General features: G+C 65.8%; 16 protein-coding genes. 4 read left to right on the top strand and 12 right to left on the bottom strand.

Annotation, left to right across the window (positions count from 1 at the left end):
* The coding region (locus tag AWB68_RS50075) for a hypothetical protein (RefSeq protein ID WP_143282003.1) at positions 1 to 233 on the bottom strand (233 nt) is incomplete at its 3' end.
* Between the two features lie 163 nt (positions 234 to 396).
* On the opposite strand from AWB68_RS50075, the gene AWB68_RS38010 reads away from it, so the two are divergent.
* On the top strand, positions 397 to 606 hold the full coding sequence (locus AWB68_RS38010; RefSeq protein ID WP_087649364.1) for a hypothetical protein: 210 nt from the start codon (positions 397 to 399) through the stop codon (positions 604 to 606).
* A 28-nt stretch (positions 607 to 634) separates the two neighbouring features.
* Here the strand turns inward: AWB68_RS38010 and AWB68_RS38005 are convergent, their stop codons facing one another.
* Positions 635 to 5,500: an NAD-glutamate dehydrogenase gene (locus AWB68_RS38005; protein WP_087649363.1), complete on the bottom strand. Its 4,866-nt coding sequence runs from the start codon at positions 5,498 to 5,500 to the stop codon at positions 635 to 637.
* 126 nt (positions 5,501 to 5,626) lie between these two features.
* Here AWB68_RS38005 and AWB68_RS38000 point away from each other — a divergent pair, with 126 nt between their 5' ends.
* Positions 5,627 to 6,046 carry a cupin domain-containing protein gene (locus tag AWB68_RS38000; protein WP_087649362.1) on the top strand — a complete coding sequence of 140 codons (420 nt, stop codon included), beginning with the start codon at positions 5,627 to 5,629 and terminating at the stop codon, positions 6,044 to 6,046.
* Between the two features lie 13 nt (positions 6,047 to 6,059).
* On the opposite strand, the gene AWB68_RS37995 is transcribed toward AWB68_RS38000, so the two are convergent.
* On the bottom strand, positions 6,060 to 6,557 hold the full coding sequence (locus tag AWB68_RS37995) for an LEA/WHy family protein (protein ID WP_087649361.1): 498 nt from the start codon (positions 6,555 to 6,557) through the stop codon (positions 6,060 to 6,062).
* A gap of 73 nt (positions 6,558 to 6,630) precedes the next feature.
* Positions 6,631 to 7,143: a metal-dependent hydrolase gene (locus AWB68_RS37990; RefSeq protein ID WP_087649368.1), complete on the bottom strand. Its 513-nt coding sequence runs from the start codon at positions 7,141 to 7,143 to the stop codon at positions 6,631 to 6,633.
* 154 nt (positions 7,144 to 7,297) lie between these two features.
* Here AWB68_RS37990 and AWB68_RS37985 point away from each other — a divergent pair, with 154 nt between their 5' ends.
* The gene (locus tag AWB68_RS37985) at positions 7,298 to 7,807 is read left to right on the top strand and encodes a M48 metallopeptidase family protein (RefSeq protein WP_087649360.1); all 510 of its coding nucleotides are present in this window, start codon (positions 7,298 to 7,300) and stop codon (positions 7,805 to 7,807) included.
* Between the two features lie 38 nt (positions 7,808 to 7,845).
* Here AWB68_RS37985 and AWB68_RS37980 read toward each other — a convergent pair whose 3' ends face one another.
* The 5 genes from AWB68_RS37980 to nthA form a co-directional block, all read right to left on the bottom strand.
* On the bottom strand, positions 7,846 to 9,837 hold the full coding sequence (locus AWB68_RS37980; protein ID WP_087649367.1) for a PAS domain-containing hybrid sensor histidine kinase/response regulator: 1,992 nt from the start codon (positions 9,835 to 9,837) through the stop codon (positions 7,846 to 7,848).
* A 79-nt stretch (positions 9,838 to 9,916) separates the two neighbouring features.
* Positions 9,917 to 10,381 (bottom strand): DUF3293 domain-containing protein, encoded by a 465-nt coding sequence (locus AWB68_RS37975; protein WP_235028728.1) that lies wholly within the window; start codon positions 10,379 to 10,381, stop codon positions 9,917 to 9,919.
* The gene (locus AWB68_RS37970) at positions 10,378 to 10,713 is read right to left on the bottom strand and encodes a nitrile hydratase accessory protein (protein ID WP_087649359.1); all 336 of its coding nucleotides are present in this window, start codon (positions 10,711 to 10,713) and stop codon (positions 10,378 to 10,380) included. The genes AWB68_RS37975 and AWB68_RS37970 overlap by 4 nt, the downstream gene beginning before the upstream one ends.
* 40 nt (positions 10,714 to 10,753) lie before the next feature.
* A complete protein-coding gene (gene nthB, locus AWB68_RS37965; protein WP_087649358.1) occupies positions 10,754 to 11,422 on the bottom strand; it encodes a nitrile hydratase subunit beta in 669 nt (222 codons plus the stop codon).
* Complete coding sequence (gene nthA / locus AWB68_RS37960) at positions 11,419 to 12,054, bottom strand: nitrile hydratase subunit alpha (RefSeq protein WP_087649357.1); 636 nt, start codon at positions 12,052 to 12,054, stop codon at positions 11,419 to 11,421. The genes nthB and nthA overlap by 4 nt, the downstream gene beginning before the upstream one ends.
* Positions 12,055 to 12,284: 230 nt before the next feature.
* Here nthA and AWB68_RS37955 point away from each other — a divergent pair, with 230 nt between their 5' ends.
* A complete protein-coding gene (locus tag AWB68_RS37955; RefSeq protein ID WP_087649356.1) occupies positions 12,285 to 12,497 on the top strand; it encodes a DUF1059 domain-containing protein in 213 nt (70 codons plus the stop codon).
* Between the two features lie 43 nt (positions 12,498 to 12,540).
* On the opposite strand, the gene AWB68_RS37950 is transcribed toward AWB68_RS37955, so the two are convergent.
* The 3 genes from AWB68_RS37950 to AWB68_RS37940 form a co-directional block, all read right to left on the bottom strand.
* A complete protein-coding gene (locus tag AWB68_RS37950; RefSeq protein ID WP_235028727.1) occupies positions 12,541 to 13,410 on the bottom strand; it encodes a GNAT family N-acetyltransferase in 870 nt (289 codons plus the stop codon).
* A gap of 184 nt (positions 13,411 to 13,594) precedes the next feature.
* Complete coding sequence (locus AWB68_RS37945; protein WP_087649355.1) at positions 13,595 to 13,825, bottom strand: hypothetical protein; 231 nt, start codon at positions 13,823 to 13,825, stop codon at positions 13,595 to 13,597.
* A gap of 216 nt (positions 13,826 to 14,041) precedes the next feature.
* Positions 14,042 to 14,450, bottom strand: a 409-nt coding sequence (locus AWB68_RS37940) for an alpha/beta fold hydrolase (RefSeq protein ID WP_374729647.1), incomplete at its 5' end; no start/stop codon positions are given.

The following is a 14,450-nucleotide window of genomic DNA, read 5'->3' as shown; positions in this document are numbered from 1 at the left end:
GCGACGTGCGCGCCTTTTCTACATGCCAACAACGATGAAACCCCGCTAACGACACTCCCCCGGTTGGACCACTCCGACATAACGGGCTGGCGGCGCATGGCAAGGATTGGCGTTGGAAAGCTGCTTTCTTTGCTTACTTTCTTTGCAGCAGCAAAGAAAGTGAGTCCCGCCCCGGACAGGGGCAGAGCAAATAAACCAAAACCAAAACAAGTTCCATAGAAGCGCAAAAACATCAAACGGCGTACCACACCTTCCGTCGAGCCACGACGCACGCCCGCCGGAGTGGCTCCGGCCCCCAGGCACGACCCGTGCGTCAACGACTCAACTCGAATCCTTCGTAGCAAGCAACGAACCTGTCCCTTTTCTTACATCCGTAGATATCAAGCGAGCGAAGTCATGAAGAATCCCTGGACCAAGAAGAATCCGTTCATGAGCATGTGGCTGAGCGGGGCGAACGCCGTGGCGGGTTCCGTGCGAGGGCACGCGACCGCCGCCGCGAAACGCGAAACGGCGACGGCCGTGCGTCGCGGCAACAAGCAGATCGCCGATTTCTGGACGAGCGCACTCACGCCGCCGAAACCGGCAAGAAGGAAGAAGCGCCGCTAGGCAGCGCGTCCCTGACGCTCAGGTACGTTCAGGCCCGTTCCAACACGGCCATCTCGCGCACCACGACGAGCAGCATCGACAAACTCGCGCCGCCCGTTGCGCGCAACTCCGTCACGAGCCGCGCATAGCGTTCGAGCGCATCCTGCCGCTTGCTGCGCCAGTTTTCGACGATGCCCTCCGCTGAATCGATGCCGCGCGACTGTTCGAGCGCGCTGACCGTCAACGCGCGCTTGAGCCGTGCGAGTTCTTCGAGCGCGCCGGCACGCGCGAGCAGGTCCCAGTGAGTCGCCGCGGGCAGCGACATCGCGCGTTCGGCGATCCATTCGTAGTTGAGCAGCGTGCCGATCGCGAAGTACACGCTCGCAACGACTTCGAGCGCACGATCGCAATTCGCCGCGACTTCGGCACTGTCGAGCACCGCCGTCGATATGTCGCCACTCGCGACCCGCGCGGCCAGCCCGCTCTCGACGCCCGCGTCTTCCAGCTCGCGCCGCCGCGCGTACCACGTCTCCAAGTCGGCGGCGGGCAACAGCACGGGCAACTGCGGCGCGAGCCGCTGCGCCGCCTCGCGGCAGCGCGCGATCAGCGACGGTGCGTCGTTCGTGCGCTCTTTCAGGTGGCGCAGGAACCACAGCGTGGAGCCTTCGAGCAGCCGCACCACTTCGACGAACATCCGCGCCTGCACCTCATCGGCGACGAGGTTGTCGAGTGCGTCGATCTGCTTCCAGAGGTCGTCGAGATTGAAGACGTTGCGGGCCATCAGCGCCGCACGCACGATGTCGCTCGGACACGCGTCGGTCTCCTCCATCAGCCGGTGCACGAACGTGCAGCCGACGCGATTCACGAGCGCGTTCGTCAGGTGTGTCGCGAGGATCTCCCGCTTCAGCGGATGGCGCTGCATCGGTTCGCTGTAGCGGCGTTGCAGCGGCAGCGGGAAGTAATCGAGCAGCATGTCCGCGACGAGCGGGTCCTCGGGCACGTCGGAATCGACCAGTTCGTCGTAGAGCCACATCTTGCTGTACGCGAGCAGCACGGCCCGCTCCGGCGACGTGAGCCCGTGCTTCGCCGCCTGCCGCTCGGTGATCTCGTCGTCCGTCGGCAGGAATTCGATCTTGCGCTTCAGGCGCCCCGCGCGTTCGAGCCAGCGCATCAGGCGCGCTTCCGCATCGAGCATCTCGGCCACATAGCGCTTGGCGATCGAGAGCGCCTGGGGCTGCGCGTAATTGTCCTTCAGCACGAGCAGGCCGACTTCGTCGGTCATCTCGGCGAGCAGCTTGTTGCGCTGCTTCTCGGTCATCTCGCCATCGGCCACGACGAGGCCCAGCAGGATCTTGATGTTGACCTCGTGATCGGAACAATCGACGCCCGCCGAGTTGTCGATCGCATCGGTATTGATGCGCCCGCCATGCTGCGCGAACTCGATGCGGCCCAGTTGCGTGAGACCGAGATTGCCGCCCTCGGCCACCACCTTGCAGCGCAGTTCCACGCCGTTCACGCGCACGCCGTCGTTGGTCCGGTCGCCCACCTGCGCGTGTGTCTCGAGCGCCGATTTCACATACGTGCCGACGCCGCCGTTATAGAGCAGGTCCACATCGGCGAGCAGGATCGCGCGGATCAGTTCGTTCGGTGCGAGCGTGGCCGCCGTGATGTCGAGCGCCGCCTGCACCTCGGCCGATATCGCGATCGTCTTGGCCGTGCGCGGGAACACGCCGCCGCCCGCCGAGATCAGCGACGCGTCGTAGTCGGCCCAACTGGAACGCGGCAGCGCGAAAAGCCGCTCGCGTTCCCTGAAACTCGCCTCAGTATCGGGATGCGGGTCGAGGAAGATGTGCCGATGATCGAACGCGGCGATCAGCCGGATATGGCGCGACAGCAGCATGCCGTTGCCGAACACGTCGCCCGACATGTCGCCGATGCCAACCACGGTGAAGTCGGTCGTCTGCGTGTCGACGCCCGTCTCGCGGAAGTGCCGCTTGACGGATTCCCACGCGCCCCGCGCGGTGATGCCCATCTTCTTGTGGTCGTAGCCGACCGAGCCGCCGGAGGCGAACGCGTCGTCGAGCCAGAAGCCGTATTCTTGCGCGATCGCGTTGGCGTAGTCGGAGAAGGTGGCCGTGCCCTTGTCGGCGGCGACGACGAGATACGGATCGTCGGGGTCGTGCCGCACCACATCCGGCGGCGGTGCGATGCCGCCTGCCACGCGGTTGTCGGTGACATCCAGCAGGCCGCGCAGGAACATCTGGTAGCACGCGATGCCTTCCTGCATGAACGCCTCGCGATCGCTCGCGGGCGGCGGATTCTTCACGACGAAGCCGCCCTTCGATCCGACCGGCACGATCACCGTGTTTTTCACCATCTGCGCCTTCATCAGGCCGAGCACTTCGGTGCGGAAGTCCTCGCGCCGGTCCGACCAGCGCAGCCCGCCGCGTGCGACGCGTCCGCCGCGCAGATGCACGCCTTCCACCCGTGGCGCGTAGACCCAGATCTCGAACATCGGCTTCGGCTCGGGCAGTCCCGGCACTTTCGACGGATCGAGCTTGAACGACAGGTACGGCCTCGGCTTTCCGTCGCTGCCCCGGTGGAAATGATTGGTGCGCACCGTCGCGTTGATCACGCCGAGGAACTGCCGCAGGATGCGGTCTTCGTCGAGATTCGGCACCTTGTCGAGCGCGGCTTCGATTTCCGCGAGCACGCGTTCGGTGCGCTTGTCCCGCACCTCGCCATCTTCCTCTGCCGGATCGAAGCGCACGAGGAACAGTTCGAGAAGCTTGCGCGCGATCGCCGGATTGCCGGTGAGCGCGCGTTCGATGTACGCATCGCTGAAGGTCGATCCGACCTGCCGCAAATACTTCGCATACGCGCGCATGATCGTGACATCGCGCGCGCCGAGCTGCGCGCGCAGAACGAGACGGTTGAAGTCGTCGTTTTCGACTTCGCCCGTCCACACGCTCGCGAACGCGTTCTCGAACAGCGCCTTCACGCGATCGATGTCGAACTCGACATCGTCCGCGAGTTCGAGGCCGAAGTCGTGAATCCACGCATGCGGCGCGCCGGTCGGCTCGATCCGGTAGGGCCGCTCCTCATCGACGCGCACGCCGAGATGCTCCAGCATCGGCAAGCTGTGCGACAGCGCGATCGGCTCGCCCACGCGATACACCTTGAAGCGGAACGCGCGCCGCCCCGCTTCGATCGGACGATAGAGGCTCATCGCGAGACCGCCCGCCGCTGCCTGGGTCTCTTCGATCAACTCGATGTCGCGCACGGCGGTGCGCGCCGGATAGTCCTCGCGATAACCCGCGGGAAACGAATCCGCATAGCGTTGCAGCAGGCGGTTGCCCGCTTCCTCGCCGTGGCTGTCGATCAGTGCATCGGCGAGATCGTCCTGCCAGCGGCGCGCGACCTGCACCACACGCGTTTCGAGTTCGCGCGTGTCGACCTCGGGCATCGCTCCCCTCGCGGCGCGCACGGTGATGTGAATGCGCGCGAGCGGCGACTCTGACAAGAGCGGCGTGAACTCGATGCTCTTGCCGTTGAACGCCTCCATCAGCACCTTCGAGATGCGCCGGCGCAAGTCGGTGTTGAACTTGTCGCGCGGCACGAACACGAGGCACGACACGAAGCGGTCGAAGCGGTCACGCCGCACGAACAGGCGCGTGCGCTGATGTTCCTGCAAACGCAGCACGCCCAGCGCGATGTCGAAGAGCACGTCTTCGTCGGCCTGGAAAAGCTCGTCGCGCGGATACTGTTCGAGCACCGAGATCAGCGACTTGTGCAGGTGCCCTTTCGCGAGGAAGCCCGCGCGTCGCACGATGTTCGCGCACTTGCGCCGCACGATCGGAATCTCGGAGGTCGGCACGAGATAGGCGGTCGATGTATAAAGCCCGAGAAAGCGCCGTTCGCCGGTGACCTTGCCATCCGGCCCGACCCGCTTCACGCCGACGTAATCCAGGTAGCCCGGCCGATGCACCGTCGCACGCGAGTTGGCCTTCGTGAGAAAGATCGGCGTCGCGCCTTCGATGATCGATGCGGCCGCGGGCGGCAACAGCGTGACGTCGTCGCCGGTAGGCGGGCGCAGCGTTTCGCGCAGGATGCCCGCGCCGGAACCGGCCACGCCGCGCAAGGCAAACGCGCCGTCCTGCGTGACGAGTTCGTAGTCGCGATGGCCGAGGAACGTGAAGTGATCCGCGACCATCCATTCGAGGAACGCACGCGCTTCGTTGCCATCCGGGCTTGAATCCTGCGCCTTCAGCTCGCCGATGGTCGCGCGCGCGATGTCGATGATCTTCGGCCAGTCCATCACGGCCGCGCGCACGTCGCCGAGCACGCGCGCGATGTTCACGCGCAACTCGTCGAGCTTCGCCGCCTCGCCGCAGCGGTCCACTTCGAAATGTATGAAGGATTCGAGCGCCGATTGCGCATCCGGCTGAGTCTGGCCCTGCGTCTGGCCCGCGTCCGAGTGACCGAGGCCGATGCGCTCGATCGCACCCGATTTGCCGCGCCACACGCGAAACACCGGATGAATCGCCGAATGCAGCGCGAGGCCGAGGCGGTTGACTTCCATTGTCACGGAATCGACAAGAAAGGGCATGTCGTCATTGACTATCTCGACGACGGTGTGATCCGAATGCCAGCCGTGCTGCTCCAGGTTCGGGTTGTAGACGCGCAGCACTTCGCGGCCCGTCACGAACTTCTGCGCGGTCTGCCAGTGCGCCATGGCGGCGCCGTACAGATCGGCGGGATCGCGGCTCTGGATGTCTTCGACATCCACGAGCTCGTAGTAGCCCCTCAGGAATGGTTCGATCACCGTGAACGTGGGCTCAGGCAGACGCCCGCGTGCATATTCGACGACATCGTTGAGCAGATGCTCAACGCGCTCCTCGTTCTTGACCAGCATGGTGTCCTCCTGGCTCGCCGCTATGGCGCGCACTGCACCCTGCCACAGATTAGGCGCTGCTTACCGTGCGCGCAACCCGCGGCGTAGAATCGGTCCACGCAGGCATCGGCTTCTTGAGGAGAGCACATGCAGGACATCGCAGAGAATGATGCAGTGCCGAAACTCGTCACCGTGCGGCCCGATCACGAGATTGTCACGCGCCAGCGCCTGCCCTACTTCGTGGGCATCTCCGAGGCGACTGCGGGAGCGAAGGGCTTGTCGATGCATCTCGTCGTCGTGCCGCCCGGCGGACATGCCGAACCGCACGTGCATCGTGGTTACGAGACGGGCATCTATGTGCTGGAAGGACGCGTCGAGACGCGCTATGGACCGGGACTGCGCGAGTCGGTCATCAACGAAGCGGGCGACTTCCTCTTCATCCCGCCTGGCGTGCCGCACCAGCCATTCAATCTCAGCGCGACCGAGCCCGCGAAGGCCATCGTCGCGCGCAATGATTCGAACGAACAGGAGCGCGTCGAGCCTTATGATCCGGCGAGCGACGCTTGAGCCGCTGCGCGGTTCAGTCGTCGTCGAAAGCGCCGGCGGAAGGAAGGTTCAGCGTGCCCTTGTCGGTGAAGCGCGTCCCGCCGAACGGCCCGCCCGCGAGCCTGCCGCGCAAGGCGTAAGGGATGTTGTCGAACTTCGAGCCACCGGCAAAGCCGAGCGCCTGACGCGCCGCCGTGAACGCGGAGACGGTCACGGGCACGCTCAGCACCGCTTCGCCGAAGCGCGGCACGCTGCCTCTCTGGTCGCTCACGCCGGAAGCGAACGGCTTGCCGTTCAGGTCGAGGTCGAGCGAGACGCCGTCGTAGTCGATCGGCGCGTCATTGGGGTTCTGCACCCGCAGCTTCACGGCGAAGCGCATCTCCAGTCCCTGCCCTTCGAGCGGCTCGATGCCGACCACGTTCACCCGCATCTCCTCGCGATTGAACAGGCCCGCGCAACCGCCGAGTGCGAACAATGCGAACAGCGCGAGCACGAAGAGCCGAAGAGAACGCGCAGCGGAAAGTGATTGCATGGCCTTTGAATCCCGAGGAGTACGATTGGAGCGAGCGGGCTATTGTACTGGCGTGCCCGTGCACGCATGGCATTCACGGCCATACCGCGTGAAAGAGCCGCAGACCGAAGACGCCATGGAACCAGACGTGATCGACCATGAAGAACGCGCCGATCCACGCAGCGCCGACCACCAGCAGATCACAATGGCCGCTCGTCCACCAGTTCAGCGAATGGCGCGCGGCAATCCACGGCACGCCGAGCGGATTGGGCCAGTCGGCGAGCAGGTGCATCAGGCCGCCGCATGCGAAGCCGAACGAAAGCGCGGCAAACGGATGCGCGCCGAGCAGGCGATACGAGACCACCAGCAGCGCGATCCACGCGACGCCCCAGTGCGTGAGCGTGCGATGCGTGATCCAGAGCCGGCGGGCCCGCGACCACCACGCGACTTCCAGCCAGTCGGGCGCGGTGCCACCGAGCACGCCCGCCGCGAGACTGAGCGCACTGAATAACTGATGCGGACCCGCGCCGCCCGTCTTGCTGACGAGCGCCGCCGCGATGACGCCGGCGGCCCAGCCGGTCGCGTGATGCGCCTTGTTCGATGCCATGATGTCGATGCCGCAGGAGCGATGAAATCGGTCGCGCATCTTGGCATGACAACGGCACTTGTGCCCATGGTTCATACACAAACTTACGCGATCGGCCGCTATCGTTACAATCGAGGTATCCGCACGTTTTCCGCACGTTTCGAATCCGACCGTCATGCAACACTTGAAATACCTGAGCGCCTATTCGGCGACGCTGCAGGACAAGGTCCGCCGGCTGATCGCCGAGGGGCGCCTCGGCACCTACCTCGAAGCGCGCTATCCGCATCGCCACGCGGTGCAATCGGATCGGGCGCTGTACCTGTACTGCTGCGAACTGAAGCAGGAATTCCTGCGCGTCGCGCCCGCCATCGACAAGGTGGTCTACGACAGCAAGCTCGATGTGCTGCGTCACGCGCTGGGTCTGCACACGGCCATTTCGCGCGTGCAGGGCGGCAAGCTGAAGGCGAAGAAGGAGATCCGGATCGCGTCGCTGTTCAAGGACACGGCGCCCGAGTTCCTGAAGATGATCGTCGTGCACGAGCTCGCCCATTTGAAGGAAGGCGATCACAACAAGGCGTTCTATCGGCTTTGCGAGTTCATGCAGCCGGGCTACCACCAGATCGAATTCGACCTGCGGCTGTATCTGACGCATCGGGATTTGTGCCGCGTGGGGCCGCCTGAGTAACGGCGGAACGCCCGAACGGGCATGACCTGTCGACAAGGTCACGACGGCGACCGCTTCGCATCGCCAGAAATACGCCGATGCTTCGCGCTGATGAGCAGGTCATCGAGCAGCGCCATGTCCACCGGCTTGACGAGATGCGCATCGAAGCCTTCGGAGAACGAGCGCTCGCGGTCCTGATTCTGCCCGAAGCCCGTCATCGCCGCGGTCATCGTGCGATCGAGGCTCGGCTGCGCGCGCAACCCGTGCAGCACGCCGAAGCCATCGACATCCGGCATCGCCAGATCGATGAGCACCAGATGCGGCACGAAATCCCGCGCGATGGCAAGGCCGCTCGCGCCGTCGTAGGCGGCCCGCGCCTCGTGGCCCTTCATGCCGATCAGCATCGCGAGGCTGTCGGCGGAATCGCGGTTGTCGTCGATCACGAGGACGCGCAGCGTGCCGGCCGATACCGTCACCGCCGGCCGCGCGCCTGACGCGTGGCCGTTGCCCGCGCGCTGCCGCGCACGCGGCAACCGCACGGAGAACGTGCAGCCCTTGCCGCGCCCCGCGCTCTCGGCCGTTATCACCCCGCCGTGCAGTTCGACGAGCGAGCGGCACAGCGTCAGTCCGATGCCGAGGCCGTTGTGCGTCGGATCGAGCAGGCGGTCTTCCTGTGCGAACAGCGTGAAGACGCTGTCGAGCGCGCCCGCCGAAATGCCGCGCCCCTGATCGATCACCCGCAGCACGATGGCGCGCGCCTCGCCGACGACCTCGATCGCGATGCGCCCGCCCGCCGGCGAGAACTTCGACGCATTGTTCAGCAGGTTCTGCAGCACTTGCACGAGCCGCACGAAATCACCCTCGACGATGACCGGCTCCGGCGGCAGATGGATGTCGATGACCTGCTGACGCTGGTCGGCGAGCGGGCGCACCGCCTCGACGCTCTGCGCGACGACCTCGAACATGTTGACGGGGCCGACGCGCAGGTCGATCTTGCCCGTGGTGATGCGGCCCATGTCGAGCAGATCGTCGACGAGCCGCGAAAGCTGTACGGTCTGGCGGTCGATCATGTCGCGGCAGGACGAGAGCGTCGGCGAGAGCGTCGGCTCCAGTTGCATCACCCCGACCGCGTTGCGAAGCGGCGCGAGCGGATTGCGCAGTTCATGCGCGAGCGTGGCGAGAAATTCGCTCACGTGCTGGCTCGATCGCTCCAGTTCTTCCAGGCGCTTGCGCTCGCTCAGGTCGCGCGTCACCTTGGCGAAACCGCGCAACGTGCCGCCCGAATCGTGCACGGCGGTGATGACGACGTTTGCCCAGAACATCGAGCCGTCCTTGCGTACGCGCCAGCCTTCGTCCTCGACGCGGCCGAAGCGGGTCGCGAGTTCGAGTTCGCGCGCGGGCTTGCCGGACGCGTTGTCTTCCGGGCGATAGAACGCCGAGAAGTGCTGGCCGATGATCTCGTGTGGCTGATAGCCCTTGATCTCGATCGCGCCGCTGTTCCAGCTCGCGACGCGGCCGTCGGGGTCGAGCATGAAGATCGCATAATCCTTGACCGACTCGACCAGGAGGCGGAACCGCTCCTCGCTCTGGCGCAGGCGCTCATCTTCCTGGCGGCGCAGCGTCAGGTCGCGGGTGAGCTTCGCGAAGCCGATCGGCTTGCCGGCCGGATCGCGCAACAGATTGATCACGACGTTCGCCCAGAAAAGCGTGCCGTCCTTGCGCACGCGCCAGCCTTCGTCCTCGAAACGGCCGGTAGCGAGCGCCTGGCGCAGTTCGTAGTCCGGCCAGCCGCGCGCAAGGGCCTCCGGCGTGTAGAAGCGCGAGAAATGCTGGCCGATGATGTCGGCGGCCGCATAGCCCTTGATCCGCTGCGCGCCCGCGTTCCAGGTGCGCACCCGCCCGTCGAGGCCGAGCATGAAGATCGCGCAGTCCTCGACCTCCTGCACGAGGGTGCGGTACAGCGAGTCCTGCGGATCGACGGTGCCGGACGCCGGGGGACGCTGTGAGGCGTCGGCGTCGGCGGAAACGGGGGCGGTAGTATGTCTGGTCATCATGTCGAATTTTTGTAGGCGCGCGGGGCTCAAACGAGCATACACCGATCGCGTTTGCCCATGCCGCTGTCCTCGGGCGTCAGCTGGAGGGCGGGTCCTGCGTCACGTCGTCTGCCCTAAACGGTTTGCGCAGGGCCGGATGCATGAGCAACTGCGCGCAACCGTCGCGATCGACGAACACGACCGCGTTCTGCTCGAATTCCACCATCAGGGAATCGGCGGCTGCCCGGTTCGCGCCAAGCGCGAGCAGGCTTTCCTCGGCGGGCCAGCACCCTGTGGGATCGACGCCGGCGCCCGCGATCGTCGTGAGTCCGAGGTGCGCGAGACGCGCGGCCAGCGCCCGTTGGCGCGCTGCGTTCCCGGCGTCGCTCGCGGGGCGGCTGAACGGGTTGAACGCCGTCACGAACACCGCCGATTCGACATCATGCCGCGCGAGCAACGCGACCATCGCATCGCTTCGTTCGCCGATGCGCAGGTCGATCGCAGGCTCCGTGAACACGCGATACCGCGTCGCCAGGTAGGCGGCGAGCGTGTCGCTGTTCACTCGTCCTCCGCGTGCCGGCCAAGTTCGATTGGGTGGCCGTGCGGCGTGGCGCGCGCCGCTTCGTCCCACTCGTCGCGGCGGCGCGTGAGCATGGCGCTCGTCACCAGTCCCTTCGCGGTGCTGATCCGCTCCAGCGCCGTGAGCCAGTGCGCATAGTAGGTGTCGCCGCGATCGGGGTCGCCGGCGGATTGCGCATCCGCGATCGCCTGGTTCAGATGGTCCGCCCACTCCGTCCAGGTGAACAAGCCGCGTTCGTGCAGCGCGAGCGTCATCGCGAACGCCTGCGCCTGCCATGGCGCGGTGAAGACCGGGGCCGCATCGTCGCGGAGCATGCCGGGCGGGGTTCGGGTTGGGCGTAGCTCATGTTCCAGCTCATGTTCCAGCGGCTGGCGGTTCGAGATACGGCTCCCAGCAATCGACGCACACCGATGCCGCCGATGTCTCCGCTCCCCACAGTTCCGCCGCGTCGAAGCGCACGGTGTAGAGCCATTGCGGCTCTTCGCCGAGGCCGATCGCGTTGGCATCGGGAAACACGTGCACGCCATGCGTGGCGACGATCACGCCGCGCCTGCCCCGGCAGTAACGCGGCAGGCGCGTATGCGTCGACGGATTCATTTGCCGCGTGCGGACCGCGTCGCCGGTCTGAAAGAGCGCGGCAGCGCGCGCCGGACGATCGACCGGACTGCCTCGCAGCAGCGCGGCCTGCACCTGGTCCGCGAGCAATACGCGCTGGACGCGCGCTGCCGCGATCTTCATCTCGCCCGACTCGATTTCCTCGACGGTCGCGAGTCCCTTGGCGACCAGCAGCTTTTTCAGCCCTTCGAACCAGATCTCGAAGTAGCTGCTCCCCAGGTAGTGCGCGGGCGGCAGGCTTTCGCGAGCGGCCCGCGAGGTGTCGATGTTCCAGCTACCGGTCGCGCCCATCGCAAGCATCAGGGCAAGCACGCGGCGCTCCCAGTCGTCGTGCAGCGGCAGGTCGCTGGCTTCCGGCCGGATCGGCCCGAACGCCTGCATGCCGCCAAGATCGTGCGCACCGTTCATGTCGGCTCCCGGTTCGTTGCGGCCGGCATTCGCGGCAGGCCCGTGCCGATCATCGAATCGCGCGTGACCAAGTCCGCGAGCGCGGACTCGTCCATGTGTCCGGTTCCCGCGGGCCGCACCGGCAGCACGAGATAGCGGACCTCCGCCGTGGAATCCCATACGCGCAACTCGACCTCGGGCGGCAGGTCGACGCCGAACTCGCGCAGCACGCCGCGCGGATCGATGACCGCCCGCGAGCGGTACGGCGCCGACTTGTACCATGCGGGCGGCAGTCCGAGCACCGGCCACGGATAGCACGAACACAGCGTGCAGACGACCATGTTGTGCACTGCGGGCGTGTTTTCGAGCGCCACCATGTGCTCGCCCTGCCGGCCCGTGAAGCCGAGCGAACCAATCGCGGCCGTGGCATCGTCGAGCAGCCACTGGCGGTAAGCGGGATCGGACCACGCCTTCGCAACGACGCGCGCGCCGTTGCGCGGTCCGACCTTGTGCTCATAGGTGTCGATGAGAATGTCGAGCGCGTTCGGGTCCACGTAACCCTTCTCGACCAGCAGCGATTCCAGCGCGCGTACGCGCAGGTCCATCTCCGGCAGTGCGCTGCCCTGGTTATCGTGATGGTGGTCGTGGCTCATCGCGGTCCGTCCTGAAGTGCCTGGAGACTTCCACACGTTACCGGAGCGGACGGCCTCGCGCAAACGCGCATCGCAGCGATACGGGCTGCAACTTGCGCACTGGCACCTATACTTTCAACAGCGTTTCGACGAGAAACGCACCGTGGCATCGCATGGCTTTGTTCCGCGTATCCCGGGCCCGCACGGCGATGCCTGCTGGCCGATGACTCATCTGACATGAGGAGGACATCATGACGCGCAAGTACATCGATTGCCGCGAAGTGCCGAGCGACAAGAACTGCTCGGTCGCGCTATCCGCGGATTCCGACGACGAATTGCTCGAAGCGGCCGTGCAGCACGCGGTCTCGGTGCATGGGCACGCGGATTCGCCGGAACTGCGCTCGCAGTTGAAGACTTTCTTCCACGACGGCACGCCGCCCGCCGATACGCCGGCGAAGGCGTGATGCGGGTGTAATCGCTTTCAGGACGCCGATCCCGCCGGCGTCTTCATCCCAGTTCGAACGTAGTCACGCCGAACACGCGCGCCAAAGGCACGTCGGGCGGCGTCTTCGTGTACATGCGGGCGGTTTCGAAGACGCTCGACATCCCGTGGCGCCGCGCCAGCGCAACCGCGGCCGGATTGGCTTCGGGCACGTCGAGGAATACGGTCTCGCCGGGGACGGCCGCGATGAGCGAAGTGAAGAGATCGTCGGCGATTTGCTCGTCGTCGGCGAAGAGCGGGCCTATTTTGTGGCCGCTCTGGCAGGCGCGCAGCACGCCATAGCCACGCACGCGGCCGGCGGTGTCGGGCGCGACCAGCGCGATGCCGCCGGGCTGATCGAGCCAAAGGCGCAGAAACCCGGGACGCGCTGCGGAAAACACCAGGCCGTCGTAGTCGACGATCCGTTGAAACGGTACCTCCGATGCCGCGACGATCCCCGCCGACGCCCCAGCCCGTTCCCGCCCGATTCCCTGAAACCGGATGTTCCGATACGCCAGCCGAAACCCCGAGCGGCGATAGTTCGCCTGCTGGGCGAGCACACCATCGAGCCCGATATTGCGCTCGCCGAGATAGCCCATGCCGGCTTGCCACAAGCGCATGCCGAAGCCGCGTCCGCGAAAGGCGGGCGCGACGATGTAAAGGCCGATGAAGCCGAGGGCGTCGCCATAAGCGACCGCCGACAGGCACGCGACAGGCGCGCCATTCAATTCGCCGATGAAGAAGCCGCGCGGGTCGGCGGCGAAGAAGCATTGCGCGTCGTGCAGGCCGGGATTCCACCCTTCGACGGCGGCCCATTCGAGCGCCAGCTCGACCTCGCCGGACGCCATGCGGCGAATGGCATAGAGACCTTCGGCAGATTCGTTGTCGGTGTTCATGCTCGCACCCGAACGCATCATGTGACGATGATCGAGTGTCGCGCGAAAAGCGGCGATGCGGCAAGAAAGTGGGGAAAGTTGGACGGCGGCGCGTCGATCGAGCAGGAAATCGAGCGGCAAATGGCCAGAAATACTTCGATGATTCGTCAGATGACCGTTCGCACGGCATCCGCGAACGGAGAAATCAGACGCGGCTGGGTTCCGCGTGGCGCGGGGCCTGCATCTTCCATTCACCCGCGCGAAGGACGCGCTCGCCGTCGTCGCGTGCTTCTTCCTCGGAGGTGAAGCCTTCGTCGCTGTACGCGACGACCTTCATCCCGAATCCGGTTGGCCTATCGATGGTAATGCCCCAATGCCACGCGCCGTCCTGCTGGAAGACGTGCAGCGTAGGGTCAGACGGCTTGTTAGCGTCCATGGCTCGACTCCTTGCGGCAGGTTGCTGCGTGGCACGCCCTCATAACATCGGCTGGACGGAGAATCCGTCTCGTCTGGCGCCGATTGATTGCGCGTCGATGCAAGGCCACGCGTTCCTACCTAGCCAGCACAGCATACGCGGCATGATGTTGCGATGCAACATCAAATGTGGCACGAATCGTACGGTCGTTTCCGCGACGGCTTGTCGCAGCAGGCTTTACGGCGTGTTGCGATACGTTGCCGCACTGCATCTCGTGGCGTCGATTTGGCGAAGCCACGCGACGATTGTCCGGCAGGTCCACGCGGGATCGTCGTGCGGCAGATCGTGGCCGGCCCACGGATGCACCGCGTGCGCCGCGCCCCAGCGCGAGGCGATCCGCAGCGAACAGACCGGATCGACGAGCCCGTCGGCCGCTGACGAAAGCAGCAGCGCCGGGCAGCGCGGCGGCTCGTCCGGCGCGCGAAAGCGGGCGGCGGCCCATAGCTGGCGCAGGCCGCTCGCCGCGCCGACCGGCGCAGTGTCGCGCAGGCCGGCCCAAGTGGCGACGTCGGCGGCGATCGTGTCGCGGCGGTTGCAGGTCAGCGCGTGAATGATTCGCTCGCAACGCATCGGATGCGTCCACGAC

The organism is Caballeronia choica (genome assembly GCF_001544535.1).
GTDB lineage: Bacteria > Pseudomonadota > Gammaproteobacteria > Burkholderiales > Burkholderiaceae > Caballeronia > Caballeronia choica.
Note: the sequence above shows the minus strand (reverse complement) of the source record. Positions and strands in the feature narration are given on the sequence as shown.